We start from the raw sequence: 25809 nt of genomic DNA on the forward strand, positions 1-25809 counted from the left end.
GACGCGTGGGGGCGGGCGCGTGGGGTGGCCGTGCGTGGTGTCCGTGCCTCGTGCGCCACCTCATACGGCACCCCGGACGCGCGCGTCCGAACCCCGTTCGCTAACTTGGCACCGTGGACAAGAAGAACGCCCTGCGCGCCGGCGCCCTGGCTGCCGGTACGACGCTGATGATGCTGCTCATGTCGTCCCCCGCGCTCGCGCTGACCCGCGACGACGGCGACGACCCCGGTCCGGGCCTCAGCGTCATCGAGACGCTCGGCCTCTACGTGCTGGCTCCGCTCGCCCTGTTCGCGGCCATCACCGGCCTGGTGTGGGTGCTGGACCGGTCGAAGGACCGCGGCGACACCACCAGCTCCAACATCACCGTGAAGGGCGACGCTGCCAAGGCTGCCAAGGCCGGCTGACCCTTCCCCCGGCACACCTCTCGAGGGCGCCGTCCCCGCCGTCCGTACGCGCACACCGCCGTACGACGCCGGAGACGGCGCCCTCGCGCGTCGTACGGCCACCGCGCGCCGACCGTCCACGACTTTTACGACGTTCACGACGTCCACGGGTGCGGCGCGGTGAGCCGCCGCGCCTTCCACGGTGCCTACTGCTGTGACCGGCATTGTTCACCGGTCGCTGAACTGCGAGCAATAGTCTCATCGTGTGATTGACCACGGATTTTTCGACCGGACCGGACGGCGCGTCACCCTACGGGAGGTGGGCGACGAGAACTGGCGTGCAGTCGCTGACATCGTGCCTCTCGACGAGCAGCGAAGCTATGTCCCCGCCATGGCAGCCCGCTATCTCTTGTTGTCGATGCGTGAGGACAGTTGGAACTCGCTGGCTGTCTACGCCGACGACGTGGTCGTCGGACACGTCATGTGGGGTCTGGACGAGGACGGCTCGCACTGGATCGGGGGAATGCTGATCGATGGCACCGAGCAGGGCAAGGGCCTCGGCCGCGCCCTTCTGCTGACCATGAGGGGCTGGTTGGCGGCGCAGGAGGACTGCTGGACGATCCGGCTGGCGTATCAGCCGGACAACACCGCCGCCGGACGGCTCTACACATCGCTGGGTTTCGTGCCGACGGGAGCGGTCGATGGTGACGAGGTCATCGCCGAGTTGGCACCAAGCCAGGTCGGTAATGGCTGAGAGATGACGGGGACGGCTCACCGGGCCCGGTCATGCTGCGGCTGAGTGGGGTGTCCGCCCCAGCGGATGCCCTTCTCGCTGCGGATACGAGCACGCTCGCGGCGTTGGGCAGCCAGAATGTCGGGGTGGCGGGCGTTGGCGTTGCGCCAGTGCAGGTAGGCGTGCGGGGCACGGGTCTGGACGGGGTGGTTCAGATGGTGGGAGTTGGCCAGGGCGAACTGCAGCAGCGGTCCGAAGTGGGCCCCGATGGGGCCGGCCCAGGAGGCATTGGTCGGGGTGAAGCACAGCTCCACCTTGTTTTTCTTCGCCCAGGCGCGGATCTTGGTGCCCTTGTGCCACGTCGCGGACCGTGTCCTCCTCGGCTTGGACCAGTTGTGCGATGACTGGCACGCGGTTCCCGCCGACCGAGGCCAGCAGCATCATCGCCCGCCGGTAGCGCACCGAGTTGGTGCTGCCTCGGCGCACGATCTGCTGCAGCCGCTGCCCCTCCTGATCGGTCAGCCTGCGGATTCGAACGGGCTCCGCCACCACGCCTCCACCTGTAGGACGGCCTGTCGGCTCACATCCAACCGGCCCCACACCCACCAACGCGAACCGCAACCCGGTGAACCATCGCGGTCAGAGCACTACGGATGCGGTGCGGTGAGGTACCGCTGCACGGTCGGTGCCAACCAAGCCACGGCCTCCTGCCGGGTCAGCGCCGCCTCCGTCTCTTCGGCCGGCTCACCCTCGCCCTCGACACCCTCCCCTCCCGCTTCCGTCACCTCCTCGTCATCCCGCAGTACGAGGTCGAGAGGGTCCTGGAGCGGCGGGCGGTCGAGGCGGGGGCGGAGTTCCGGTACGAGACCGAGGTGACCGGGCTGGCCCAGGACGCGGACGGGGTGACGGTCGAGGTCCGGACCTCCGCCGGTGGCACCGGCACGCTCCGCGCCGAATACGTCGTCGGCGCCGACGGCATGCGCAGCGCTGTACGGAACGCCCTCGGGCTCCCCTTCCCCGGCCGCTCCGTCATCCGCTCGGTCGTCCTGGCCGACGTCCGTCTCGCCGAGGAACCCGAGACGCTGCTCACCGTCAACGCCGTCGGCGACGCCTTCGCCTTCCTCGCGCCCTTCGGCGACGGCTACCACCGGGTGATCGCCTGGAACCGGGCCCGCGACGTCCCCGACACCGAGCCCCTCGGCCTCGACGAGGTCAAGGAGGTCACCCGGTTGGCCCTCGGCCGTGACTTCGGGATGTACGACGCCCGCTGGGTGTCCCGCTTCCACAGCGACGAACGCCAGGCGCCCGCCTACCGCGTCGGGCGCGTCCTCCTCGCCGGGGACGCCGCGCACGTGCACACCCCGGCCGGCGGGCAGGGCATGAACACCGGTCTCCAGGACGCGGCCAACCTGAGCTGGAAGCTCGCCCAGGTGGTCGACGGACACGCGGCCGCCGGCCTCCTCGACACCTACCAGGCCGAACGCCACCCCGTCGGCAGGTCGGTCCTCCGCAGCAGCGGCGGCATCGTCCGCCTCGCCATGGCCAAGCGCCCCTGGGCCCTGGCCCTGCGTGCCGCGTTGACCACGTTCCTGAACCACGTCGGTCCCGCCCGGCGCGGGGCGGTCGGCCAGGTCACCGGCGTCGGCTACCGCTACCCGGCCCCGCGCGGCGCCCACCGCCTGACCGGAGCGCGCGTCCCCGACGTCATCTTCGCGGACGGCAGCCGCCTGTACGAGGCCCAGCGCGGCGGCCGTTTCGTCCTCGTCACCCCGCCGGGCGCCCACGACGCCCACGGCGGACCGGACATGCCCCGCGAGGACCGCCTGGCGGTGCGGCACTGGGCGAGCGACCGGCGCACGGCACTGCTGGTGCGGCCCGACGGGTACGTCGCCTGGGCGGCCGACGACGCGTGCCCGGCGGCGATCGGGGCGGCACTCGCGACGCACGTCGGCTGAACCTCCTGCCGCCTGCCGCCTGCCGTCTGATGTCCGCCGCCCGCCATCCGCCGTCCGCGACTACCGTTCCGTCGCGAGCAGCAGTTCCCTCAGCAGGTCGGCCAGCTGGCCGGCCCGTCCGGCGTCCAGGGCCGCGGTCAGGGCCTCCGTCTGGACGGCGAGACCCGCGCCCACCGCCTCCTCGACCAGTGCCAGGCCCTGTTCGGTGAGGGTCACCCGCAGACCCCGGCGGTCGTGCGGGTCGGGGGAGCGGCGCAGGAGCCCGGCCCCTTCCAGCTTGTCGAGGCGGCCGGTCATGCCGCCGGTGGTGAGCATCAGCGTCGCCGACAGCTGGCGGGGCGAGAGGGTGTACGGCTCGCCGGAGCGGCGCAGGGTGGCCAGCACGTCGAACTCGCCGCGCGAGATCCCGAGGCCCGCGTAGGCCTTCTCCATGCGGTCGCCCATCGCGCGGGCGAGCCGGGAGACGCGGCCGAAGACCTCCATGGCGGTGGTGTCGAGGTCGGGCCGTTCGGCCGCCCACTGCTCGACGATCGCGTCGACCGGATCCCTGCGCTGTCCACTCATGCGGGGAGTATCCGCCCGCTTCCGGTCGGCCGCAAGAAAGTAGCTTGACGGCAAGTTGCTTAGCATTAAGCTAATTACCGTCAAGCCGCTTTCCTTGAGAGGGGTGCCGGTCATGAACCGGGCCGCGACCGTCCTGCTCACCGCCCTCGCCCCCATCTCCTGGGGCACCACCTACGCCGTCACCACCGAGTTCCTGCCGGCCGACCGCCCGCTGTTCACCTCCCTCATGCGCGCCCTGCCCGCGGGCCTGTTGCTGCTCGCCCTCGTCCGGGTGCTGCCCCACGGCGTCTGGTGGGGCAGGGCGGCGGCGCTCGGCGCCCTCAACATCGGCGCGTTCTTCCCGCTCCTGTTCCTCGCCGCGTACCGGATGCCGGGCGGCATGGCGGCCGTCGTCGGCTCGGCGGGACCGCTGTTCGTCATCGGGTTCTCGGCACTGCTGCTCGGGCAGCGGCCCGCCGCCCGCACCCTGCTGACCGGGGTCGTGGCCGCGTTCGGGGTCAGTCTGGTCGTGCTGAGGGCGACCGGAGGACTGGACGCGATCGGGCTGTCGGCGGCGGTCGCCTCCACGGTCTCGATGTCGGCCGGTCTCGTCCTGGCCAAGAGGTGGGGCAGCCCCGAGGGGGTCGGCCCGCTGGCGCTCGCGGGCTGGCAGCTGACCGTCGGCGGCCTGCTCGTCGCACCCCTCGCCCTCCTCGTCGAGGGTGCCCCGCCCGTCCTGGACGCCCCGGCCGTCGGCGGCTACCTCTACCTGGCGCTGGCGGGCACGGCGGTCGCGTACTGGCTGTGGTTCCGCGGGATCGGCCGGCTCAGCGCCACCCAGGTCACCTTCCTCGCGCCGCTCTCCCCGCTGACCGCGGCCGTGGTCGGCTGGGCGGCCCTCGGGGAGACGCTGACGGCCGTGCAGCTGGCCGGCATGGCACTGGCGTTCGGCGCGACCGTGGCCGGCCAGCTCGGCCCGCGCCGGACGGCGACCGCAGTGACCGCCCCCACCCCCGCCCCCGCGACCTCCACCACTCCCGTGGCCCCCACCCCCGCCCCCGCCCTCGCGGCCCCCGCCCCCGCCACTCCCGTGACCCCCACCCCCACCCCCGCCGTCGGCGCGGTCCGCCCGGAAGGTTCCCCGCAGGCACGGGAGAAGGTCGTCGCCCGACGCGGTGCCTCCGTGGAAGGATGACGCAACCGACACATTCACGAGGAGATGACCGCGTGCCTGGCACAAACCTGACTCGCGAAGAGGCGCAGCAGCGGGCGAAGCTGCTCGCCGTTGACTCGTACGAGATCGATCTCGACCTGTCCGGTGCGCAGGAGGGCGGGACCTACCGGTCCGTGACCACGGTGCGCTTCGACGTCGCGGAGGAGGGCGCCGAGTCCTTCATCGACCTGGTGGCGCCGACCGTCCACGAGGTGACGCTCAACGGGGACCGGCTCGACCCGGCCGAGGTGTTCGCCGACTCCAGGATCGCCCTGCCCGACCTGCCGGCGGGCCGCAACATCCTGCGCGTCGTCGCCGACTGCGCCTACACCAACACCGGTGAGGGGCTGCACCGGTTCGTCGACCCGGTCGACGAGCAGGCCTACCTGTACACGCAGTTCGAGGTGCCGGACGCCCGCCGCGTCTTCGCCTCGTTCGAGCAGCCCGACCTCAAGGCGACCTTCCAGTTCACGGTGAAGGCGCCGAGCGGCTGGACCGTCATCTCCAACTCGCCGACGCCGGAACCCAAGGACGACATCTGGGTGTTCGAGCCGACCCCGCGGATCTCCACGTACATCACCGCGCTGATCGTCGGCCCGTACCACTCCGTGCACAGCGTGTACGAGAAGGACGGCCAGAGCGTGCCCCTCGGCATCTACTGCCGTCCCTCGCTCGCCGAGTTCCTCGACTCGGACGCGATCTTCGAGGTCACCCGGCAGGGCTTCGACTGGTTCCAGGAGAAGTTCGACTACGCGTACCCGTTCGGGAAGTACGACCAGCTGTTCGTACCGGAGTTCAACGCGGGCGCGATGGAGAACGCGGGCGCGGTGACCATCCGCGACCAGTACGTCTTCCGGTCCAAGGTGACCGACGCGGCGTACGAGGTGCGGGCCGAGACGATCCTGCACGAGCTGGCCCACATGTGGTTCGGCGACCTGGTCACCATGGAGTGGTGGAACGACCTGTGGCTGAACGAGTCGTTCGCCACCTACACCTCCATCGCCTGCCAGGCGTACGCCCCGGACAGCCGCTGGCCGCACTCCTGGACGACGTTTGCCAATTCCATGAAGACCTGGGCCTACCGGCAGGACCAGCTGCCGTCGACCCACCCGATCATGGCCGAGATCCGCGACCTGGACGACGTCCTCGTCAACTTCGACGGCATCACCTACGCCAAGGGCGCGTCCGTCCTGAAGCAGCTCGTGGCGTACGTCGGCACGGACGCGTTCTTCGCGGGCGTGCAGGCCTACTTCAAGCGGCACGCGTTCGGCAACACCCGGCTGTCCGACCTGCTGGGCGCGCTGGAGGAGACCTCCGGCCGTGACCTGGGCACCTGGTCGCAGAAGTGGCTGCAGACCGCCGGCATCAACGTCCTGCGCCCCGAGATCGAGACCGACGCCGACGGCGTCATCACCTCCTTCGCCGTCCGCCAGGAGGCCCCCGCCCTGCCCGCCGGCGCCAAGGGCGAGCCGACCCTGCGGCCGCACCGCATCGCCGTCGGCTTCTACGACCTGGACGGTTCAGAAGGCGGGAGCGGCAAGCTGGTGCGCGGCGAGCGCGTCGAGCTGGACGTGGACGGCGAGCTGACCGCCGTACCGCAGCTGGTCGGCAAGCGCAGGCCGGACGTCGTACTGCTCAACGACGACGACCTGTCGTACGCCAAGGTCCGCCTCGACGAGCAGTCCCTCGCGTTCGTCACCGAGCACCTCGGCGACTTCGAGGCGTCCCTGCCGCGCGCCCTGTGCTGGGCGTCCGCCTGGGACATGACGCGCGACGCCGAACTGCCCACCCGCGACTACCTGTCCCTGGTGCTGTCCGGCATCGGCAAGGAGTCCGACATCGGTGTCGTGCAGTCCCTGCACCGCCAGGTCAAGCTCGCCATCGACCTGTACGCCGACCCGGCCGCACGCGAGGCGCTGCTGGCCCGCTGGACCGACGCCACGCTGGCGCACCTGCGGACCGCCGAGGCGGGCGGCGACCACCAGCTGGCGTGGGCGCGCGCGTTCGCGGCCACCGCCCGCACGCCGGAGCAGCTGGACCTCCTGGAGGCGCTGCTGGAGGGCACGCAGACGATCGAGGGTCTCGCCGTCGACACCGAGCTGCGCTGGACGTTCGTGGAGCGCCTCGCGGCGGTCGGCCGGTTCGACGAGGCGGAGATCGCCGGCGAGTACGAGCGCGACCGGACCGCCGCCGGCGAGCGGCACGCGGCGACCGCCCGTGCCGCCCGCCCCACGGCGGAGGCCAAGGCGGAGGCGTGGGCGTCGGTCGTCGAGTCCGACAAGCTGCCCAACGCCGTCCAGGAGGCCGTCATCGGCGGCTTCGTGCAGACCGACCAGCGCGAGCTGCTGGCGCCGTACACGGACCGGTACTTCGACGCCGTCAAGGACGTCTGGGACTCGCGTTCGCACGAGATCGCCCAGCAGATCGTGACCGGTCTCTACCCGGCCGTCCAGGTGTCCGAGGAGACCCTGCGCAAGACCGACGCCTGGCTGACCTCGGCCGAGCCGAACGCGGCCCTGCGCCGCCTCGTCTCCGAGGCCCGCTCGGGCGTGGAGCGCGCCCTGAAGGCCCAGACGGCCGACGCGCGGTAGCAGCCGTCGTCCGTACGGTCCGTACGGTGGTGAGGGGCGCCCGGTGTCCGGCCGGGCGCCCCTCACCGTGCCGGGGGCGTGCACAGGGGCAGGGGCGGGGGCGGGTCGGGACCGTGACGGCCGTACACCGGATCACGACCTCCGCGGCCCCGGAAGGCGGGATGTGCGCGACGTCCCGTACCGCGACGGCAGCGCGACGTCCGGAACCCGCCGGTGGGACGTCCCGCGGCGCGTGAACCTGGAAGGCGTGACCACCACGACCCGGACCACCACGACCCGGACCACCACGACCCGGACCACCACGACCCGGACCACCACGACCCGGACCTTCACGGTCCGCCCCATCGCCCCCGGCGTGCTGGCGGAACTCCGCGCCACCGACGACGCCGGACGCCCCACGGCCGCGTTCACCGACGACGAGGGCGGCGCCCCGCTGCGCTGCTGCCTGCGCCACAGCACGCCGGGGGAGCGGATCGCCCTCGTCTCCTACGCACCTCTGCGCCGCCGGGCCGCCGAGACGGGCACCGACCCCGGGGCGTACGACGAACAGGGCCCCGTCTTCGTCCACGCCGACCCGTGCCCGGGACCGGACCGGGCCGGCGGGGCCCTGCCCTTCACGAACGCGCACCGCACGGTCCGCCGCTACTGCGCCGAGGGCCGCATCCTCGGCGGCCGGCTCGTCGCGGAACCCTCGCCGGAGGCGTTCGAGCGGGCCCTGCGGGAAGCGTTCGACGACCCGGCCGTGGCGCTCGTCCACGTCCGGGCCGTCGAGTACGGCTGCTACCTCTACGAGGCCACCGCAGAGGCCACCGCAGAGGCCACCGCAGAGGCCACCGCAGAGGCCACCGAAGGGGTCACCGAACAGGTGACCCGAGAGGTCACCGGGGGCTGACTAGCCCTTCAGCTCCTCCGCCACCAGCTCCGCGATCTGCACCGCGTTCAGGGCCGCGCCCTTGCGCAGGTTGTCGTTGGAGACGAACAGGGCCAGGCCGTTGTCCACGGTCTCGTCCCGGCGGATGCGGCCCACGTACGACGCGTCCTTGCCTGCCGCCTGGAGCGGGGTCGGGATGTCGGTGAGGACGACACCCTCGGCGTCCGCGAGCAGCTCGGTGGCGCGCTCGGCGCTGATCGGGCGCGCGAAACGGGCGTTGACCTGGAGGGAGTGGCCGGAGAACACCGGGACGCGCACGCAGGTGCCGGAGACCTTCAGCTCGGGGATCTCCAGGATCTTGCGGGACTCGTTGCGGAGCTTCTGCTCCTCGTCCGTCTCGTTCAGGCCGTCGTCCACGATCGAGCCCGCGAGCGGTACGACGTTGAAGGCGATGGGCCGCTTGTACACCTGCGGCTCCGGGTAGTCGACGGCCTCGCCGTCGTGGGTGAGCCGGTCGGCGTCGGCGACGACCTTCTGCGCCTGGCCGTGCAGCTCCGCGACGCCCGCGACACCGGAGCCGGACACCGCCTGGTAGGTGGCGACGACCAGCGCCTCCAGGCCCGCCTCGGCGTGCAGCGGCTTGAGGACCGGCATCGCGGCCATCGTGGTGCAGTTCGGGTTGGCGATGATGCCCTTGGGACGGTTCGCGACCGCGTGCGGGTTCACCTCGGAGACGACCAGCGGCACGTCGGGGTCGCGGCGCCAGGCCGAGGAGTTGTCGATCACGACCGCGCCCTGCGAGGCGACCTTCTCGGCCAGCGCCTTCGAGGTCGCGCCGCCGGCGGAGAACAGCACGATGTCGAGGCCGGAGTAGTCGGCGGTCGCCGCGTCCTCGACCGTCACGCCGTCCAGCTCGGTGCCCGCGGAACGGGCCGAGGCGAACAGCCGCAGCTCCGTGACCGGGAAGTCACGCTCCTTGAGGATCCTGCGCATGACCGTGCCGACCTGACCGGTGGCTCCGACGATTCCGACCCTCACGGCGACTCCCTCTGTCTGTGCTTCTGCGTGCATGGTGCCTGGCCGAGGCTTTTCCATGATGCGGCCGACATGGGCCCGCCTGTCCAATCCTTTGACCGCCATGCCCGAGGACTGGGACACCCCGCACCCCCGCACGGTTCCGGAACTCCCGTCCACACACCCGCTGAGCTGGAGGAATTCGCTCCGCCCGGGCCTCCCGCCGCAAGCTGTGCTGTCGTGTGCGGCGGTGTGACGTACGCCTCCGAACGATTTCCGGGCGCCGCGCCGAACGTTTCCGCGCGCCGTGGCGTCGTAGGGGTGACACGGGGAGGGGAGGGGTGTCCGTGCTGCGCAGAACGGCCCGCCGCGGACCGGGGGAGGACACCGGGCACGGTGACCCGCTGGACGCGGCGCAGGAACGCCGGGTGCGGGCGGTGCTCGCGCTGGGCGGGGTGCCGCAGGCGGACCTGCCGGACGGGGTGCAGCAGGTCCGCCTGCGGCTGCTGGAGCGGGCCGCCAAGGGGCACGACGCTCCGCGGGACGTCTCGGCGTGGGCGGCCGTCGTCGCCTCCAACCTCGCCATGGACTGGCACCGGGCCAAGCGCCGTCAGGAGCGCCTCGGGGAGCGGCTGGCGTCCCTGCGCCCGCACGAGCACCCCTCCGGCGAGGACACCAGCGTGCTCTCCCTCGCCGTCGCGCAGGGCCTGGACGACCTGCCCGACGCCCAGCGCCAGGTGGTCGTCCTGCGGTTCTACGCCGACCTGCCGGTGCGCTCGATAGCCGAGGAGCTGGGCGTCCCGGAGGGCACCGTCAAGAGCCGCCTGCACACGGCGGTCCGGGCCCTGCGCGCCCGCCTGCACGAGGACGAGGTGGTGTGACATGACCGCCGCACACGAATCCGGGACCCACGACGACGGCCGGGAGGCACGTGACCACTGGGAAGCCGGGGACGACCGCGAGATTCGGGGCGGGCACGAGGGCCGCGAGGGTCGGGGCGGGCACCACAGTCGGGGCGGCCACGACGGCCAGGACGGTCACGACAGTCGGGGCGGTGACGGCCCTTCCGGACTTCCCGGCGGGGTGGACGGCATGGACCCGCTGATGGCGGCCATCCTGGACGTGCCGCTGTCCGGGGACGCACGGACCGATCCCCTCCTCGTGGCCCGGCACCGCGCCGCCGCGGCCGACGTGGCGCTCCTGCGCGAGCAGCTCGGCGTCCTCGCCGAAGCCCTCACCCGGCCACCGGTGGCGGCGCCTGCCCTGCGACCGGTGGCGGCGCCCGTCCGGCGGTCGGCACCCGTCCCGCTCCGGCCGGCCCGCCGGCGCCTCCCCCCGGCCCTGCGGACGGTCGGGCTGGCGGCGGCCGGTGCGCTGGTCGTCGGCAGCGGGTGGCTGCTCGTCCAGGTGAACGGGGGAGCGAGCGACATCGCCTCGTCCGGCGCCGACAAGTCGGCCGCCGACGAGAAGGCCGCCGCGTCCGGCGCCGCCGGCGATCCCCTCGGCGACCCCGGCTACCTCGCCTGCGCCCGGCTGGTGGCCGAGGGCGACGTGACGGACGTCGTCCCGGTGCGCGGCACCTCCCGCGAGCGGGTCACCCTGCGCGTGACCCGCTCCTACAAGCCCGGGGCCGCGACCCGGGAGGAGGTCGACTTCGTGGTGGAGCGGGACGTGGACCCGCCGGCCGCCGAGGGCGATCACGTCCTGGCCGGCTTCCCGCGGGGGTCCGCCTCCCCCGACGTGTGGATCGTCGGCGAGGCCGAGATCGCCGCCGGACGCGCGGCGCTGGCCCGCGCGCTGCCCGAGGCGGACGGCGCGGCCTGCGAATGAGTGAGGGGCGGGCGCCCGACCGGACGCCCGCCCCACCACATCGTTCAGCGGCTCAGTCGCTCACCGCACTGCCGAGCCCCTGAGGTACCGCCTTACTGCGTGACCTTCTCGATGACCACGCTGCCGAGGCCCGCGACGGTGCCGCGCGCGTTCACCAGCTGGACCTGGCCGAAGAAGGACCGGCCCGCCGGCGCGGGGGCGGCGGCGGTGACGGTCGCGGAGACCGTCGCCGAGGCGCCCGTGGCCAGCTTCACCGGCGTCGACTCGTCGACGCCGACCGTGCCGAGCGAGGACGAGTAGAACACGTCCAGGTAGTCGTACGCGGTGGTGCCGGCCGGCACCGAGTAACCCGCGACCTCGATGGTGTACGTCCCGGCGGCGGGCGACGGGATGGACACCGCCTCCTCGGAGTCACCGTCGGCCTGCTGCGCGACCTGGTTGCCGGCCGCGTCGTACACGGCCAGGTCGAGGTCGGCGGAGGCGTCGGAGACACCGCCGATGGAGACGTCCAGGGACTCGGCGCCCGCGGGCACCTCGACCGTGGTCGTCTGGTTCTCGTGGTCCGCGATGGTCGGGCGGGCCGCCTTGGACGAGCCGAGCGGGCCGCCCTTCAGCTTGCCGTCGATGGCGGCGAAGTTGTTCGTCACCTTCCAGGAGACGGCGGCCGGGGTGCCGACCTTCGCCTCGGGCACGGTCACGGTCGCCGGGTCGAAGGCCGCGCCGTACACGGTGACGTCCAGCTTGTACGGGTTGTCGAGCAGCGGCGACGTGCGGCGCGACTCGACCTCGATCTCCCAGACGCCGGGCTGCGGGTCGGCGTAGGAACGCGTGTCCGGCTTGCAGCCGTTGCCGTCGAGGTAGTTGTTGTAGCAGTAGACCGTGGCGCTGTCCTCGACGGCGACACCGTAGGGGTGGATCGAGATGAACCGGGTCTGGCTCTTGTCCTTCAGCCCGCTCATCGCGACCTCCAGCGACGTCGCGCCCTCGGGCACGGTCAGGAAGTAGTGCTGCGAGCTGTTGCGCTGCACGGTGTTCTTCGCGGAGAACGTGTGCGCCACCGGCGTCGAGACGACGACCGTGTTCAGGACCTGCTTGTCGATGCCCTCGGTCCGCGGGTCGTCGACCTCGAGGATCGCGCTCTTGATGCCGGCGGACTTCGGGGCGGCCTGGACCTTGACGGTCACCGGCTGGTTCAGCGGCAGCCTCACCTCGTCCGAACCGAGGATCTTGAAGGTGCCCGCCGCGTTGTTCTCGAGGTGCAGCTCGTGGCGGATCGCCTTGTCGGCGCCGGTCGTACGGGTGATGGTGACGTCGTACGTCTTCTTCTGACCGGCCTTCAGACCACCCTCGCGGTCGTAGATGCCGGTGCCGAAGCCGGGCGTCTTCAGGGCGAAGTCGATCGCGGTGTCGACCGGGGCCTTGACCGCGTACTCGTGGGCGGTGGCGCCGTCCTCGATGGAGTCCCAGGCGTCCACGATGTTGATGGCGCCCGCGCCCTCCTCGTAGGCCTGGAGGCCCTTGACGTGGTCGGCGGTCGAGGTCAGCGCCGTGCGCAGGGTGGCGGGCGTCAGCTCGATGCCCTTCTGCTTCGCGGCGCTCAGCAGCAGCGCGGAGGCGCCGGCGGCCTGCGGGGAGGCCATCGAGGTGCCCTGGAGCATCGCGTAGCCGGCCGGCAGCGTGTATCCGGACTCGGCGACCGGGGCGCCCGGCAGCCAGGTCTGGATGGTGTTGATGGCGGCGCCCGGCGCGACGAGGGTCGGCGCGAAGCCGCCGTCCTCACGCGGGCCGCGCGAGGAGAACGGCAGCAGCGCGTACTTCTTCTTCACCTGCGAGCCGTAGTTGGCGGCCCAGGTCTCCTTGGAGATGGCCGCGCCGACCGAGATGACCTTGTCGGCCAGGGCGGGGTCGCCGATCGTGTTGGCGCCGGGGCCCTCGTTGCCCGCCGAGATGACGAGCTGGACGCCGTAGGTGTCGATGAGGCGGGTGTACAGCTCGGCGCGCGCGTTGTTGCCGTCGTTCAGCGCCGGGAGGCCGCCGATGGACATGTTGACGATGTCGACGCCGCGGTTCACGACCAGGTCGATCATGCCCTCGGTGAGCGCCACGTTGGTGCAGCCGCCGCTCCAGGAGCAGGCGCGGGAGGAGACGACCTTGGCACCGGGGGCGGCGCCGTCCATCTTCCCGCCGAACAGGCCGTTGGCCGCGGTGATGCCGGCGACGTGGGTGCCGTGCTCGGACTCGATGACGCCGACGTTGACGAAGTCGGCCTTCTTGCCGACCCAGTCGCCGCCGTACGGGTCGGTGGGCACGTCCTTGCGGATCTCGACGACGAACGGCTGCCGCTCGACGACGTCGGTGGCCGGGTCGTCGGTACCGAAGTAGCCGACCTGGTGGCCGTCCTTGTACGGCTTCATCGGCGCGTCGTCGGTGAAGTCGAAGTTGTTGTTCAGGTCGACGCGGACGGTGCCGGCGGCCGGGTCGTAGAGCAGGCCCCAGACGTCGGTGGTGTCGCCGTCCCGGTTGGCGTCGCCCTTGGCGTCGCCGCCGGCGGTGACCGACTCGCGGAACAGGTTGACCTGGTAGCCGCCCTCGGGCGCCTTCCAGGACGCGCCGCCGTAGGTGAAGGCCGGGCCGCTGACGGGGTTGGTCATCCGGCGCCAGGTGCCGTCGCTGTCGACGATCGGGTCGGTCGCGGTGACCCAGTCGACGATCTTGCGCTCACCGGTGGTGGTCTTCTGGAGCGCGGGGTGCCCGAGGTCCACGCCGGAGTCCAGCACGCCGATGGTGACGCCACGGCCGTCCGCCTTCGGGTGGTCGTCCACGAAGTCGACGGCGCCCGTCTCGAAGGACGGGTTGTACGGGTTCTCGGCGGGCGTCTTCTTGTTCGGCGCGGGATACGTCTTCGCGCTCGCGGTGGCGCCCGCGCCCTTCGCGGTGTCGGCGCTCGGCGTCGGGTCGTCGAGGGCGATCTCCTGCCGCAGGTCGATCGCGTGCACCGAGGACAGCTCGGCCGCGGCGGCGATGGCCGCGTCCGCCTTGGCGGTCGGGACGGTGGCGCGGACGTAGCCGAGCTTGTCGTAGGACCGGCCGACGGAACCGCCCTTGACCGCGTCCAGCTCGTCGGCGACCTGCTCGGTCTTCCCGGGCGAGGTGGCGACCATCAGGGTGACGTTCTTGTCGCCGGCGGCCTTGGCATCGGCGAGGACGTCGGCGTCGTCGGAGCCCAGCTTGTCGGCGGCGGACTTCACGCCCGGGTCGGCGGCCGGGGCCTGGTCGGCGGAGAAGGCCAGGGGTATCGGTCCGGCCGCGGACAGCGCGGCCACCAGACCGGCGGCCACGGCTATCCGGACCGCGCGTCTCGCGCCCGGTATCGGTTCGCGCTGGGGGGTGTGGGTCATCGGCATCCCTTGGAGGTAAAGGAACGAGCGTCACGCGACCGGGCCGTTCCTGCCTGATCGCGGTCGCCGGAATGTGATCCCGGACGATCGCACAGCCTTGTCCAAGGGGCAGATGTTTGGGGAGAGTTGACCGAATCGATATGGATGTATGGGGAAAACCCTCTACGAGTCACCTGTGCAAGGGCTTTCGGCCGTCCGGATGTCGACGGCCGGGCGACTGCCGGGTGATGGCGGGGGCGCGGGGGCGTTGAGGTGGGGCTGCGGGTGCCGGCGTGGCGTGGCGCGGGCGGCGGGGTGTGGGCCTCGGTGATCACGGGTACCCCCGGCTTCGTCCGGGCCACCGGGCCCCGGCGGATCTCCGTCGCGGGAGGGCCATCCCCGACCGGCCCTCTCGCGACGGCCCTCGGCACTCCCGGCACCCCCGCCGCGCCGCCCCTGCGCCGGTCCGCGCCCGGATACTCACCTGCCAACCCCGACCCGGACCGCTAACGTCCAGGTGTGCGAGAGAAGTTGAGGGTGGCGGCCTACGCCGTGTGCGTCCGGGACGGACAACTGCTGCTGGCACGCTCGCCCACGCCCGACGGCACCTCGGAGTGGGTGCTGCCCGGTGGCGGCATGGAGCACGGCGAGGACCCGCACGACACGGTGGTGCGGGAGCTGGCGGAGGAGACCGGCTACCGCGTCGAGGTGACCGGCCTGCTCGGCGTGGACTCCTCCCGCCGCACCGTCCCCCGCAGGAACCTGCGCGGCCCCGTCGACCACCACGGGGTGCGCATCGTCTACGAGGCCCGGGTGACCGGCGGTGAACTCCGCAACGAGATCGGCGGTTCGACCGACCTGGCCGCCTGGCACGACCTGTCGGCCGTACCGGAGCTGACCCGGATACGGCTGGTCGACGTGGCGCTGAGGCTGTGGCGCGAGCGGCCCGCGAACGGACGGGTGCCGACCTGAGGCCATGAGGCGGGGCCGCCGGCTCGTACCCGACGGCCCCGCCTCCTCCTCCCGGTACCGCGGCAGTACCGTCCCGGTCCGTCGCTACCGTGGCAGTACCACGACGTACGCCGCCGGATCACGGTCCCCCGACGCCATCAGGGCCGTCCGCACCACCGTCGCCTGCTGCTCCATCCCGTCCCGGAGCTTCCTCGGCGTGAGGTGCACGACCGTGATGCCCAGCCGCTCCAGGTGCTCCCGCTTGCGGGCGTACTCCGACCACAGGGCGTCCTCGTCCTGGCGCGGTGCCCGCGTGTCCAGTTCCACCGCCACCGCCTGCTGCGGCCAGTACGCGTCCAGGCCCCCCAGGTGCGGGCCGCCCGGCAGCCGCAGGTCCACGTTCCACACCGGGTCCGGCAGGCCGAACTCCCGCACCATCGTGTAGAGGCGGTCCTCGGCGATCGCCCGTCCCTCGGCCAGCAGCGAGTCCACCGCGTCCACCACGTGCGGCCGGCCCAGCAGCTTGGCCTGGTCCAACTCCCTGACGATCGCGGCCGGTTCGCAGTGGCCGGCGCGCACCGCCTCCGACAGCAGCCGCCGTACCGCCGCCGCGTCCGTCAGCTGTGACAGCGCGTCCGCCAGGGCGCGCGGCACCGGTGCCACCGGCACCCCGGTGGCCTCCTCGGGGGTCGGCAGGGCCGCGGCGCGCAGGACGTGCGCGCAGCCCGTCGAGCGCAGCCGGCGCAGCCGGGGCACCAGGACGTCGATGCGGTCCAGGGAGAGCAGCGCGGGCGCGGAGGCGAAGCCGTGCAGGGTGAGCGCGGCCAGCCCCGTGATCATCGCCTCGCGGTACACGGGCCGGTGCGGCTGCCTCGGTTCCGGCTGGGCCGGCACTGCGGGCGCCGTCACCTCGCGGGCCGCGTACAGCAGCACCGCGTGCAGCCGCTCCTCGCCGGTCGGCGGCCCCTGGTGGAGCAGGTAGACGCCCGGCAGGAACTGCTGCCAGGGGCCGCCGGACCGGCACTGCGCGCTCATCTCGCCCGGTGACACACCGAGCGAGCGAAGCTGGGCCGTGGTCAGTACGCGCCGCTGCGCGTCGGGGAGGTGACGCGCGGGGCGGGCGGCGGCCGGGGTGAGGGGGGTGTTGTGGTTCATGACCCCGAGATTCCCGTTCCCGATCCCTCCTGTAACCGTTGTTACGAGCTCGTCGACAAACCTGGACGAGATCGCCCTAAAGGACGGGTGTTCGGATGCCGAGTAGGAGCCGAAAACCCCTGGTCCATTTGGTGGAGGCCAGGGGTTACGGTTCCGATTGACTGAATTCCGTAACGGTCACCGTCCGCCGGAGTTCAGGCCAAAGGTCGGGCGGATGCCGGGCCCGGTCGGGCGGACACCGGGCCCGGTCGGGCGCTGTCGGCCGGGCAGTGGTTCTCGGCCGGGGCGGCGGCCGCCGGTCGGACCGCCGCCGTCAGTGAGGTCTGCCGCTGGCAGCGGGGTCCGCCGATGCCGGCCGGACCGGTGCCGTCAGAAGACGTCGGCCGGACCGCCGCCGTCAGAAGGCGCCGGATCCGCCCGCCGCGTCGCACGCCTGCCCGCGCAGCCCCCGCGCCAGGTCGTCGCGCGCCTCCAGCACCAGCCGCCGCAGGGCGGGCGGCGCCGACTCGTGCGCCGCGAGCCACGCGTCCGTCGCCGCCAGCGTCTGCGGGGAGTCCAGCAGCGCCGGGAACAGGCCCTTGACCACGTGCATCGCGATCTGGATGGACCGCTGCTCCCAGATCCGCCCGATCACCGCGAAGTACTTCTCCGCGTACGGGGCGAGCAGTTCGCGCTGCGAGGGCTGCTGGAAGCCCGCGATGGTCGCCTCGACCAGCGCGTTGGACAGCGCGTCCGACTCGACGAGCTGCACCCAGGCCTGCGCCTTGACCTCCGCGGACGGCCGGGCGGCCAGGCAGCGCACCTGGTGCCGCTTGCCCGACGCGGTGTCGTCGCGGGCCAGCTCCGCCGCCAGCACGCCCTCGTCGGCACGGCCGTGCGCGGCCAGCGGCTCCAGGAAGGCCCAGCGCAGCTCCTGGTCCACCTCGAGACCGTCGACCTCCGCCGACCCCTCCAACAGCTGCTGCAGCAGGTCGAGGTCGGCCGGCCCGGACGCCACCGACGCGAGGAACCGCGCCCACGCCAGCTGGTGCTCGCTGCCCGGCTCCGCCGACCGCAGCTCCGCCAGCGCGCCCTCGGCGAGCAGCCGCTCGCCGGCCGGCCGCCAGTCGGGCGCCGCGTAGTGCGCCAGCGCCGAGTCCGCCCAGGCGTGCAGCATCTGGAGCACGCCGATGTCGGTCTCGCGCCCGGCGAACCGCAGCACCAGGTCCACGAAGTCCCGCGCGGGCAGCAACGCGTCCCGCGTCATGTTCCACAGCGCCGACCAGCACAGCGCGCGGGCCAGCGGGTCGCTCAGGTCGCCCAGGGACTCCCGCAGCGCCGCCAGCGAGGTCTCGTCGAACCGGATCTTGCAGTACGTCAGGTCCTCGTCGTTGACCAGGACCAGCTCCGGCGCCTGTGCGCCCGCCAGCTCCGACACGATCGTCCGCGGCCCCTCGACGTCGGCCTCCGCGCGCGCGTAGCGCACCAGACGCCCGTCGACCCGCCGGTACAGGCCGATCGCCACCCGGTGCGGCCGCAGCTCCGGGTGCGACTCCGCCGCGTCCTGGAGCACCGCCAGCTCCTCGACGCTGCCCCCGGCGTCCAGCAGCACCTGCGGGGTGAGCGAGTTGACCCCGGCCGTCTGCAGCCAGGACCGCGCCCACCCGGCCATGTCCCGGCCGCTGGTCTCGCCGAGCACCGACAGCAGGTCGCCGAGGCGGGTGTTGCCGTAGGCGTGCCGCTTGAAGTAGCGGCGGGCGCCCTCCAGGAACGCGTCCTGCCCGACGTACGCCACCAGCTGCTTGAGCACCGAGGCGCCCTTGGCGTAGGTGATGCCGTCGAAGTTGAGCTTGGCGTCCTGGAGGTCGCGGATGTCCGCGGTGACCGGGTGGGTGGAGGGCAGCTGGTCGGCCCGGTACGCCCACGCCTTGCGGCGGTTGGCGAAGGTGATCCAGCCGTCGGTGAAGCGGGTCGCGCCGACCAGCGAGAAGGAGCCCATGAAGTCCGCGAACGACTCCTTCAGCCACAGGTCGTCCCACCACTGCATGGTGACCAGGTCGCCGAACCACATGTGCGCCATCTCGTGCAGGATCACGTTGGCCCGCGCCTCGTACGACGCCCGCGTCACCTTCCCCCGGAAGATGTACTCCTCCCGGAAGGTCACCAGCCCCGGGTTCTCCATCGCGCCCAGGTTGTACTCGGGCACGAACGCCTGGTCGTACTTCCCGAAGGGGTACGGGTAGTCGAAGTGGTCGTGGAAGAAGTCCAGGCCCTGCTTGGTGACCAGGAACACGTCGTCGGCGTCGAAGTGGGGCGCGAGCCCCTTGCGGCACAGGGCGCCGAGCGGGATCTCCAGCGTCGTGCCGTCGCCCAGCTCGCGCGTGTAGGAGTCCGTCACGTAGTGGTACGGGCCCGCCACCACGCAGGTGATGTACGTCGAGATCGGCCTGGTCTCGGCGAACCGCCACACGCCGTCGGTGAGCTCGCCGGCGCCGTTGCCCCACACCACCCACTCCTTCGGCGCCCGCACCTCGAAGCGGAACGGCGCCTTGAGGTCGGGCTGCTCGAAGTTCGCGAAGACGCGGCGCGCGTCGGCCGGCTCGTACTGCGTGTAGAGGTAGACCTCGCCGTCCTCGGGGTCGACGAAGCGGTGCAGGCCCTCGCCGGTGCGCGAGTAGGCGCACCGGGCGTCGACGACCAGTTCGTTCTCGGCGGCGAGGTCGTCCAGCCGGATCCGGGTGCCGTCGAAGACCTCGCCGGGATCGAGGTCGCGGCCGTTGAGGGAGACGGCCGTCACGCTCGGCGCGATCAGGTCCGCGAAGCTGGACGCGCCGGGCTCGGTGCAGCGGAAGCGGATGGTGGTGACCGAGCGGAAGGTGCGCGGCTCACCGCTCCCGTCACCGGCCGTCCGGCCGCCCCCGTCGCCGGTCGCCGACCGCACGTCGAGGGACACGTCGTACCCGTCGACGGACAGCAGGGCGGCCCGCTCCCGGGCCTCGTCACGGGACAGGTTCTCACCGGGCACGGGCGGTACTCCCTCGATGCGTCTGCGCAATGGCTGTGGACAGCACCGATCCTGCCATGTGCCCCTGACGGCGTCAGCGGGGAATGACCCGCGCGTGCCGTGGCGTTCACCGGGGAAACGCTTCCTCCCGAGGAGAGACATGTCGCAGAAGACCCCCGTCGACTTCTGGTTCGACCCGCTGTGCCCCTGGGCCTGGATGACCTCCCGCTGGGTGCTGGAAGTGGAGAAGGTCCGTGACATAGAGGTCCGCTGGCACGTGATGAGCCTGGCCGTGCTCAACGAGGACAAGCTCGACGAGCTGCCCGAGGAGTACCGGGACATGCTCGCCACCAAGGCCTGGAAGCCCGTCCGGGTGGTGACCGCCGCCTGGCAGAAGCGCGGCGCCGAGGTGCTCGGCCCGCTCTACACCGCGCTCGGCACCCGCTTCCACAACAACGGCGAGGGACCGACCCTGGAGGCCATCGCCGGCGCTCTCGAGGACGCCGGACTGCCCGCCGACCTCATCGAGTACGCCGAGCAGGAGAACTTCGAGTTCGACGCCGAGCTGCGCGCCTCCCACAAGGAGGGCATCGACAAGGTCGGCCAGGACGTCGGCACCCCCGTCATCGCCGTGCCCGGCGCCGACGGCGAGCAGATCGCCTTCTTCGGCCCCGTCGTCACCCCCGCCCCGAAGGGCGAGGAGGCCGCACGGCTGTGGGACGGCACCCTGGCGGTCGCCTCCGTGCCCGGCTTCTACGAGATCAAGCGGTCCCGCACCAAGGACCCCGACTTCAGCAACCTGTAGAGCCCGGCCCACCGCGGTGCCCCCGCGAGCCGTGCTCGCGGGGGCACCGCGGTCCTCGGGACGGAGATCGGCACCTCGGTGCCGCACTCGATCCGCAGCCGCAACCACCGGCTCGGCGGCAAGGACGACCACCCCGTGGCCGAGACGGCGGGCGACGTCCGCACCGCGATCCCCCTCGGCGCCGTCACCGTCGCCCGCGGCGGCCGGCCCTCCGGCAGCCCCCTGTCCGTCGGCGACGGCCCTCGCGGCACCGGCCCGCCCGCGAACGGGCCCAGGACCCCTACGACGAGAGCGGCGCCGTCCCCTGCCTCCTGCGGCCCCGCCGAGCGGATCGAAGGCTTGCCCCGAGGGCTCGGAGCCGGTCGGACCGGGCGCGGCCCCGGTCCCGGTCCCGCTAAGGCCGTCGCAGCAGCCCCCGGTCCAGCGCCACCACCACCGCGCGGGTCCGGTCGTTGACGTCAAGCTTGGCGAACAGGCGCAGCAGATGCGTCTTCACGGTGGCCTCCGTGATGACCAGCCGCCTGCCGATCTCGGCGTTGGTCAGCCCGTCCGCCACCGCGTTCAGCACCTCGCTCTCCCGCGCGGTCAGCGGGTCGTGCGCCGGGCGCCGCAGCCGGGCGACCAGCTTCTCCGCCACTCGGGGCGCCAGCACCGTCTCCCCGCGCGCCGCCGCCCGGATCGCGTCGACGAGCTGCTCGCGCGTGGTGTCCTTCAGCAGGTAGCCGATGGCCCCGGCCTCCACCCCGCGCTCGATCTCCGCGTCGGTGTCGTACGTCGTCAGGATCAGCACCCGGGTGCGCGGATACCGGGCGACGATCTCGGTGGTGGTCGCCACCCCGTCCAGCACCGGCATCCGCAGGTCGACGAGGGCCACGTCCGGGTCGTACCGCTCGACGAGGGAGAGGGCGGCCCGCCCGTCGCCCGCCTCGCCGACGATCTCGATGCCGGCCTCGCCGGTCAGCAGCGCGATCACGCCCGCCCGCATCACCGTGTGGTCGTCGACCACGACCACGCGCAGTCCCGCCCCGCTCATGCCGTCCCCTCCGTGCCCCCGGCGAGGGGGACCGTCGCCAGGATCCTCGTCCCGTCGCCGACCGAACTGGTGACCGTCAGCCGCCCGCCCAGCTCCGCCAGCCGCTTGCGCATCCCGTCCAGGCCGAACCCGGTGGAGTCCTCCACCACGAACCCGGCGCCGTCGTCGGTGATCTCCAGCTCCACCCCGTACGGCAGCCGGGCCAGGACCACCCCGACCGTGGAGGCACGGGCGTGTTTGCGCACGTTGGCCAGCGACTCCTGCGTGCAGCGCAGCAGCGCGATCCGGGTCTGCTGGTCGCACTCGGGGTCCGCCAGATCGGCGTCCACGGTGAGTCCGGTGTCCTCGGCGAACCGGTCCAGCACCCGGCGCAGCGTACCGGCCACCGACCCCGCCGCCGTCTGCCCCGGGCTCCCGCCCGAGCTCACCAGCTCCCGGGCCTCCGCGAGGTTCTCGCGGGCCGTCGACTCGATCGACCGCAACTGCCGGGCGCTGCGGTCCGGATCGGCCGCCAGGCCCGCCCGTGCCGCCTCCGCGAGGACCACGATGGAGGCGAAGCCCTGCGCGAGGGTGTCGTGGATCTCCCGCGCCAGCCGCTCCCGTTCGTCGGCCGCGCCCTGCCTCTGGTGCGCCGCCGACAGCTGGGCCTGCGCCCGCTCCAACTCTTCTATGAGGCGGGCCCGTTCGGTGCTCTGCTCGACCACCGAGTGCGCCCACAGGCCGATCAGCACCCCGACCGCGACGACGATCAGGGTGGACACGGCCGTCTCGCCGAGGAACTCCGCCGACCAGCCCGACCGCAGCCAACTGCCCAGCAGCGTGGTGAAGGTGGCGAGCCCGAGGAACCCCATGGAGATCCTCGGGGTCCGCCCGAACATCCAGTAGTGCGGCAGCGTCACCATGAACAACGCCGCGTAGCTGGTGCGCAGGTACGCCAGCCCGCCCAGCGCGATCGCCAGCACGGCGAGGTAGCCGTGCGGGCGGACGACCCGGTTGCCGGGGGAGCGGTCGAGGAGCGCGTAGCCGAGCACCACGCAGCCCAGCAGGCCGAGCGCCCCGTACATCTCCCCGCCGGGCCGGCCCATCGCGACGATCCCGGAGGCCATCGCGGCGAACAGCACCCAGCACACCGTGTTCCAGCGGCGCAGGGACGTGGCCCAGAAGGTGTCGGCGGAGGGGCCGGTCAGCACGGTCATACCGGTCAACGTACGTCGACCGCCGACCGCTTCGGAGCCGTTCGCTCCCGCGCGGCCGGTGCCGCGGGCCGTACCGGCCACCAGGTGCGTTCGCCGAGCAGCAGCATCGCCGACGGCAGCACCAGGATCCGTACGACGAAGGCGTCCAGCAGGACGGCCGCGGCGAGGACGAAGCCGATCTGCTTCATCTCGATGATGTGCAGGAAGACGAAGCTCACGAACACCGTGGTCATCACGACCGCCGCGCTGGTCACCACGCTCGCCGAGCTGCGGATCCCGTCGAGCACCGCCTGCCGGGTCGGGGTGCCGTCGAGGACGGCCTCGCGGATCCGGCTGACCACGAACACCTGGTAGTCCATGGACAGGCCGAACAGGATCACGAACAGGAACAGCGGGACGCGCGAGCCGATCGACCCGGTGGAGGTGAAGTCGAGGAGACCCTGGGCCCACGTCCCCTGGAAGACGAGGACGAGCAGGCCGAGCGAGGCCGCCGCCGACAGCAGGTTCAGTACGACACCGATCAGGCCGAGGACGACCGAGCGGAACGCGTAGAGCGTCATCAGGAACGTGACCAGGAGCAACGCCCCGAGCACCAGCGGGAGTCTGCTGTTCTGGTGGGCCGGATGGTCGGTGTAGCGGGCCACGTCACCGCTGACGCCGTACTCGGCGCCGGGGACCCGGCCGACCGTGGCGGGCAGGTGGGTGTCCCGCAGACGGTCGAGGGAGGCGTAGGCCTCGTCGGAGTTGCCGAGGTGCGGCACGTCCAGTTCGAGGGTGCTCGTGCGGTGGTCGGCCGAGGTGCGCAGCCGGGACGTACCGGTGAACAGCGCGTCGGCGTCGGCCCGTTCGGCCAGCTCGCGCAGGGCACCGGTGACCTGGGCGGCACGGGAGGCGTCCGCCCGGACCACCACCTGGTGGGTGACGCGCCGCTCGGGGAACGTGTCGTTGAGCCGGTCGTACACCCGCATCGCGGGGATGTCGCGGGAGTGCGTGTCGCGGCTCATCTCCGTGATGTGCAGCCCGGCCAGCGGGACGACGAGCGCGAGCAGGGCGAGGACGGACACGCACAGGGTGGCCAGCGGATGCCGGGCGGCGGGACGCAGCAGCGCCGTCCAGAGGCGGCCGCCGCCGGTGGCACGGGTGCGCCGGGCCGGCTTCCCGCGTGCGGACCGCCGCTCCGCTCGGCGCTCGGCCCGCCGGCCCAGCACGGTCAGCAGCGCGGGCAGCGCGGTCAGGGAGCTGGCCACGGCGACCAGGACGACCACGACGGTGCCGGTGGCGAGCGAGGAGAAGATGACGTCCGACGCCAGGTAGAGGGTGGCCGTGGAGGCGACGACCGCGAGACCGGAGACCACGACGGCCCGTCCGGAGGTGGCCGCCGCCAGCTCCACCAGCGCCTCGGTGCTCAGGCGGCCCCCGCCGCGGACCCGCTCCTCGCGCTCCCGCTTCAGGTGGAACAGCGTGTAGTCGACGCCGACGGCGAGACCGATCATCAGGATGACGTGGGTGCCGACGCCCGCGTCGGGGGAGAGGTGCGAGGCCACCATCGACAGGCCGACGGCCGCGGCGATCGAGGACAGCGCCAGCAGCAGCGGTACGGCCGCCATGGTGAGCGAGCCGAAGACGACCAGCAGGGTGAGCAGGGTGACCGGCAGGGTGATCTTCTCGGAGAGGGCCAGGTCGGCGCTCCGCTGGGCGTCGACCCCCTTGCTGATGGAGGGACTTCCGGTCTCCTCCAGGAGCAGGCCCGGGTGGAGCTTCTGAACGGCGGCCGTCTGCGCGGTCAGCGCGTCGACCTTGTCCTTGGCGTCCCGTTCCTCGCCCTTCAGCGCGATCTCGACCATCAGGGTCCGGCCGTCGGCGGAACGGACGGGCCCGGCGACGTCCGCCACGTCCGGAAGCCGTTCCATGCGGGTGGTGAGGTCCCGCACGGCCGCCGCCGAGGCCCGCTCGTCCAGGGCGCCCGACCGGGCGGAGACCAGCACCTGCTCGGTGGACCTGCGCTCCAGCAGGCCCTCGGCGGCCAGGGCCTCGGCGCGGCCGGCCTCGCCGACCCGGTAGTCGGCGGTCCGGGCGTTGTTCGTGCCGACGGCGCTGCCGACGCCCAGGCACAAGGCCACGAACAGCAGCCAGCCGAGCAGCGCCCGCCAGGGGTGTCGGGCGCTGCTCCGTGCCGTGCGCACAGTGAGTGAGTTCATGCCCCGAAGCCTGGCCGGCGGGGGCGGCCGGCCGGCAGAGGTGACCGGTGGAACCTGCCGTCCACCGATCGGTTGACCCGGGAGAGCCCGGGGGAGGGGAAAACCCCCGCGAGTCACGTCCTCGCGGGGGTCTCCTTCCTTCCGCCCGCCGCCGTGAAAGGTGAGAAGACGATCACGAGGCGGGACGCGGGGCGGCGCCCTACGGTGCGAGCAGCAGCACGTCGACACGGGACTTCGCGGCCAGGTAACGGCGCTGGACGTCCTGCCAGTCGACGACCTGCCACATCGCCTCGACGAAGTCGGCCTTCTGGTTGCGGTACTGGAGGTAGAAGGCGTGCTCCCAGGCGTCGAAGACGAGGATCGGCACGGAACCCTGGCCGACGTTGCCCTGGTGGTCGTAGACCTGCTCGACGATCAGACGGCCGCCGAGCGGCTCGAAGGCGAGGACGCCCCAGCCGGAGCCCTGGGTGGTCGCGGCGGCCTTGGACAACTGGGCCTTGAAGCCGGCGAAGGAGCCGAAGGACTCGGTGATCGCGTCCGCCAGCTCGCCCACCCCGTCCACCGCGAGGGGCTCACCGCCGCCCTCGCCGGTCATGTTCTGCCAGTAGACCGAGTGCAGGATGTGCCCGGAGAGGTGGAACGCCAGGCTCTTCTCCAGCCCGTTGACCGAGCCCCACAGCTCCTTGTCCCGCGCCTCCGCGAGCTGCTCCAGCGTGTCGTTGGCGCCCTTCACGTAGGCGGCGTGGTGCTTGTCGTGGTGCAGCTCGATGATCTCGGGGCTGATCACGGGGGCGAGCGCGGAGTAGTCGTACGGCAGGTCGGGCAGCGTGTAGACGGGCATGGCGGGGTTCCCCTCCGAACCTTATTGCAATGAGGTTGCAAGTGTAGGTTAGCAACAACAAGGCGGCCGGGGTGAGCAGGTGACAGGCCGTGGGCAAGGAGAAGGCCCCCACGTGTCGCTCACGCGGGGGCCCTGCG

The 25809-nt window shown here is 72.5% G+C and carries 19 protein-coding genes and 1 pseudogene; 10 read left to right on the forward strand and 10 right to left on the reverse strand.

The genetic code is table 11. The annotated features are described in order from the left end of the window. Positions 1 to 113: 113 nt before the first annotated feature. Both ACGFQC_RS01665 and ACGFQC_RS01670 read left to right on the forward strand, forming a co-directional pair. Positions 114 to 404 carry a hypothetical protein gene (locus ACGFQC_RS01665; protein ID WP_363088291.1) on the forward strand — a complete coding sequence of 97 codons (291 nt, stop codon included), beginning with the start codon at positions 114 to 116 and terminating at the stop codon, positions 402 to 404. A 244-nt stretch (positions 405 to 648) separates the two neighbouring features. After that, positions 649 to 1137: a GNAT family N-acetyltransferase gene (locus ACGFQC_RS01670; RefSeq protein WP_363088290.1), complete on the forward strand. Its 489-nt coding sequence runs from the start codon at positions 649 to 651 to the stop codon at positions 1135 to 1137. 17 nt (positions 1138 to 1154) lie between these two features. On the opposite strand, the pseudogene ACGFQC_RS01675 reads toward ACGFQC_RS01670, so the two are convergent. Further along, a pseudogene (locus ACGFQC_RS01675) lies at positions 1155 to 1665 on the reverse strand (hypothetical protein). A gap of 104 nt (positions 1666 to 1769) precedes the next feature. Between ACGFQC_RS01675 and ACGFQC_RS01680 the strand changes: the two are divergent. Continuing rightward, positions 1770 to 3071 (forward strand): FAD-dependent monooxygenase, encoded by a 1302-nt coding sequence (locus ACGFQC_RS01680; RefSeq protein ID WP_363088289.1) that lies wholly within the window; start codon positions 1770 to 1772, stop codon positions 3069 to 3071. Positions 3072 to 3131: 60 nt separating this feature from the next. Here ACGFQC_RS01680 and ACGFQC_RS01685 read toward each other — a convergent pair whose 3' ends face one another. After that, positions 3132 to 3635, reverse strand: coding sequence for a MarR family transcriptional regulator (locus ACGFQC_RS01685; RefSeq protein WP_363088288.1), 504 nt, complete (start codon positions 3633 to 3635; stop codon positions 3132 to 3134). Between the two features lie 112 nt (positions 3636 to 3747). On the opposite strand from ACGFQC_RS01685, the gene ACGFQC_RS01690 reads away from it, so the two are divergent. The 3 genes from ACGFQC_RS01690 (at position 3748) to ACGFQC_RS01700 (ending at position 8310) form a co-directional block, all read left to right on the forward strand. Continuing rightward, the gene (locus tag ACGFQC_RS01690) at positions 3748 to 4809 is read left to right on the forward strand and encodes an EamA family transporter (RefSeq protein ID WP_363088287.1); all 1062 of its coding nucleotides are present in this window, start codon (positions 3748 to 3750) and stop codon (positions 4807 to 4809) included. A gap of 32 nt (positions 4810 to 4841) precedes the next feature. After that, positions 4842 to 7418, forward strand: coding sequence for an aminopeptidase N (pepN, locus tag ACGFQC_RS01695; protein ID WP_363088286.1), 2577 nt, complete (start codon positions 4842 to 4844; stop codon positions 7416 to 7418). 343 nt (positions 7419 to 7761) lie between these two features. After that, positions 7762 to 8310 carry a DUF1203 domain-containing protein gene (locus tag ACGFQC_RS01700; protein ID WP_363088359.1) on the forward strand — a complete coding sequence of 183 codons (549 nt, stop codon included), beginning with the start codon at positions 7762 to 7764 and terminating at the stop codon, positions 8308 to 8310. Here ACGFQC_RS01700 and ACGFQC_RS01705 read toward each other — a convergent pair whose 3' ends face one another. Next, complete coding sequence (locus ACGFQC_RS01705; protein WP_363088285.1) at positions 8311 to 9327, reverse strand: aspartate-semialdehyde dehydrogenase; 1017 nt, start codon at positions 9325 to 9327, stop codon at positions 8311 to 8313. 323 nt (positions 9328 to 9650) lie between these two features. On the opposite strand from ACGFQC_RS01705, the gene ACGFQC_RS01710 reads away from it, so the two are divergent. Both ACGFQC_RS01710 and ACGFQC_RS01715 read left to right on the forward strand, forming a co-directional pair. Continuing rightward, positions 9651 to 10184, forward strand: a complete 534-nt coding sequence (locus ACGFQC_RS01710) for an RNA polymerase sigma factor (RefSeq protein WP_393287509.1) — start codon at positions 9651 to 9653, stop codon at positions 10182 to 10184. A gap of 1 nt (position 10185) precedes the next feature. After that, positions 10186 to 11133, forward strand: coding sequence for a hypothetical protein (locus ACGFQC_RS01715; RefSeq protein WP_363088283.1), 948 nt, complete (start codon positions 10186 to 10188; stop codon positions 11131 to 11133). 92 nt (positions 11134 to 11225) lie between these two features. On the opposite strand, the gene ACGFQC_RS01720 is transcribed toward ACGFQC_RS01715, so the two are convergent. Beyond that, on the reverse strand, positions 11226 to 14531 hold the full coding sequence (locus tag ACGFQC_RS01720) for a S8 family serine peptidase (protein WP_363088282.1): 3306 nt from the start codon (positions 14529 to 14531) through the stop codon (positions 11226 to 11228). Positions 14532 to 15029: 498 nt separating this feature from the next. Between ACGFQC_RS01720 and ACGFQC_RS01725 the strand changes: the two genes are divergently transcribed. Continuing rightward, complete coding sequence (locus ACGFQC_RS01725) at positions 15030 to 15482, forward strand: NUDIX hydrolase (RefSeq protein ID WP_363088281.1); 453 nt, start codon at positions 15030 to 15032, stop codon at positions 15480 to 15482. 84 nt (positions 15483 to 15566) lie between these two features. Here the strand turns inward: ACGFQC_RS01725 and ACGFQC_RS01730 are convergent, their stop codons facing one another. After that, positions 15567 to 16616, reverse strand: a complete 1050-nt coding sequence (locus ACGFQC_RS01730; protein ID WP_363088280.1) for a hypothetical protein — start codon at positions 16614 to 16616, stop codon at positions 15567 to 15569. Between the two features lie 397 nt (positions 16617 to 17013). Next, positions 17014 to 19620, reverse strand: coding sequence for an aminopeptidase N (gene pepN / locus ACGFQC_RS01735; RefSeq protein WP_363088279.1), 2607 nt, complete (start codon positions 19618 to 19620; stop codon positions 17014 to 17016). A 139-nt stretch (positions 19621 to 19759) separates the two neighbouring features. On the opposite strand from pepN (ACGFQC_RS01735), the gene ACGFQC_RS01740 reads away from it, so the two are divergent. Then, complete coding sequence (locus tag ACGFQC_RS01740) at positions 19760 to 20404, forward strand: DsbA family protein (protein ID WP_363088278.1); 645 nt, start codon at positions 19760 to 19762, stop codon at positions 20402 to 20404. Between the two features lie 394 nt (positions 20405 to 20798). Here ACGFQC_RS01740 and ACGFQC_RS01745 read toward each other — a convergent pair whose 3' ends face one another. The 4 genes from ACGFQC_RS01745 to ACGFQC_RS01760 form a co-directional block, all read right to left on the reverse strand. Then, positions 20799 to 21437 carry a response regulator transcription factor gene (locus tag ACGFQC_RS01745; RefSeq protein WP_363088277.1) on the reverse strand — a complete coding sequence of 213 codons (639 nt, stop codon included), beginning with the start codon at positions 21435 to 21437 and terminating at the stop codon, positions 20799 to 20801. Further along, the gene (locus tag ACGFQC_RS01750; RefSeq protein ID WP_363088276.1) at positions 21434 to 22633 is read right to left on the reverse strand and encodes a sensor histidine kinase; all 1200 of its coding nucleotides are present in this window, start codon (positions 22631 to 22633) and stop codon (positions 21434 to 21436) included. The genes ACGFQC_RS01745 and ACGFQC_RS01750 overlap by 4 nt, the downstream gene beginning before the upstream one ends. Before the next feature lie 5 nt (positions 22634 to 22638). After that, positions 22639 to 24831, reverse strand: coding sequence for an MMPL family transporter (locus ACGFQC_RS01755; protein ID WP_363088274.1), 2193 nt, complete (start codon positions 24829 to 24831; stop codon positions 22639 to 22641). A 199-nt stretch (positions 24832 to 25030) separates the two neighbouring features. Further along, complete coding sequence (locus ACGFQC_RS01760) at positions 25031 to 25672, reverse strand: superoxide dismutase (protein WP_363088273.1); 642 nt, start codon at positions 25670 to 25672, stop codon at positions 25031 to 25033. Positions 25673 to 25809 lie beyond the last annotated feature (137 nt).

Origin of the sequence: Streptomyces sp. NPDC048734, from assembly GCF_043198675.1 — a bacterium.
Taxonomy (GTDB): domain Bacteria; phylum Actinomycetota; class Actinomycetes; order Streptomycetales; family Streptomycetaceae; genus Streptomyces.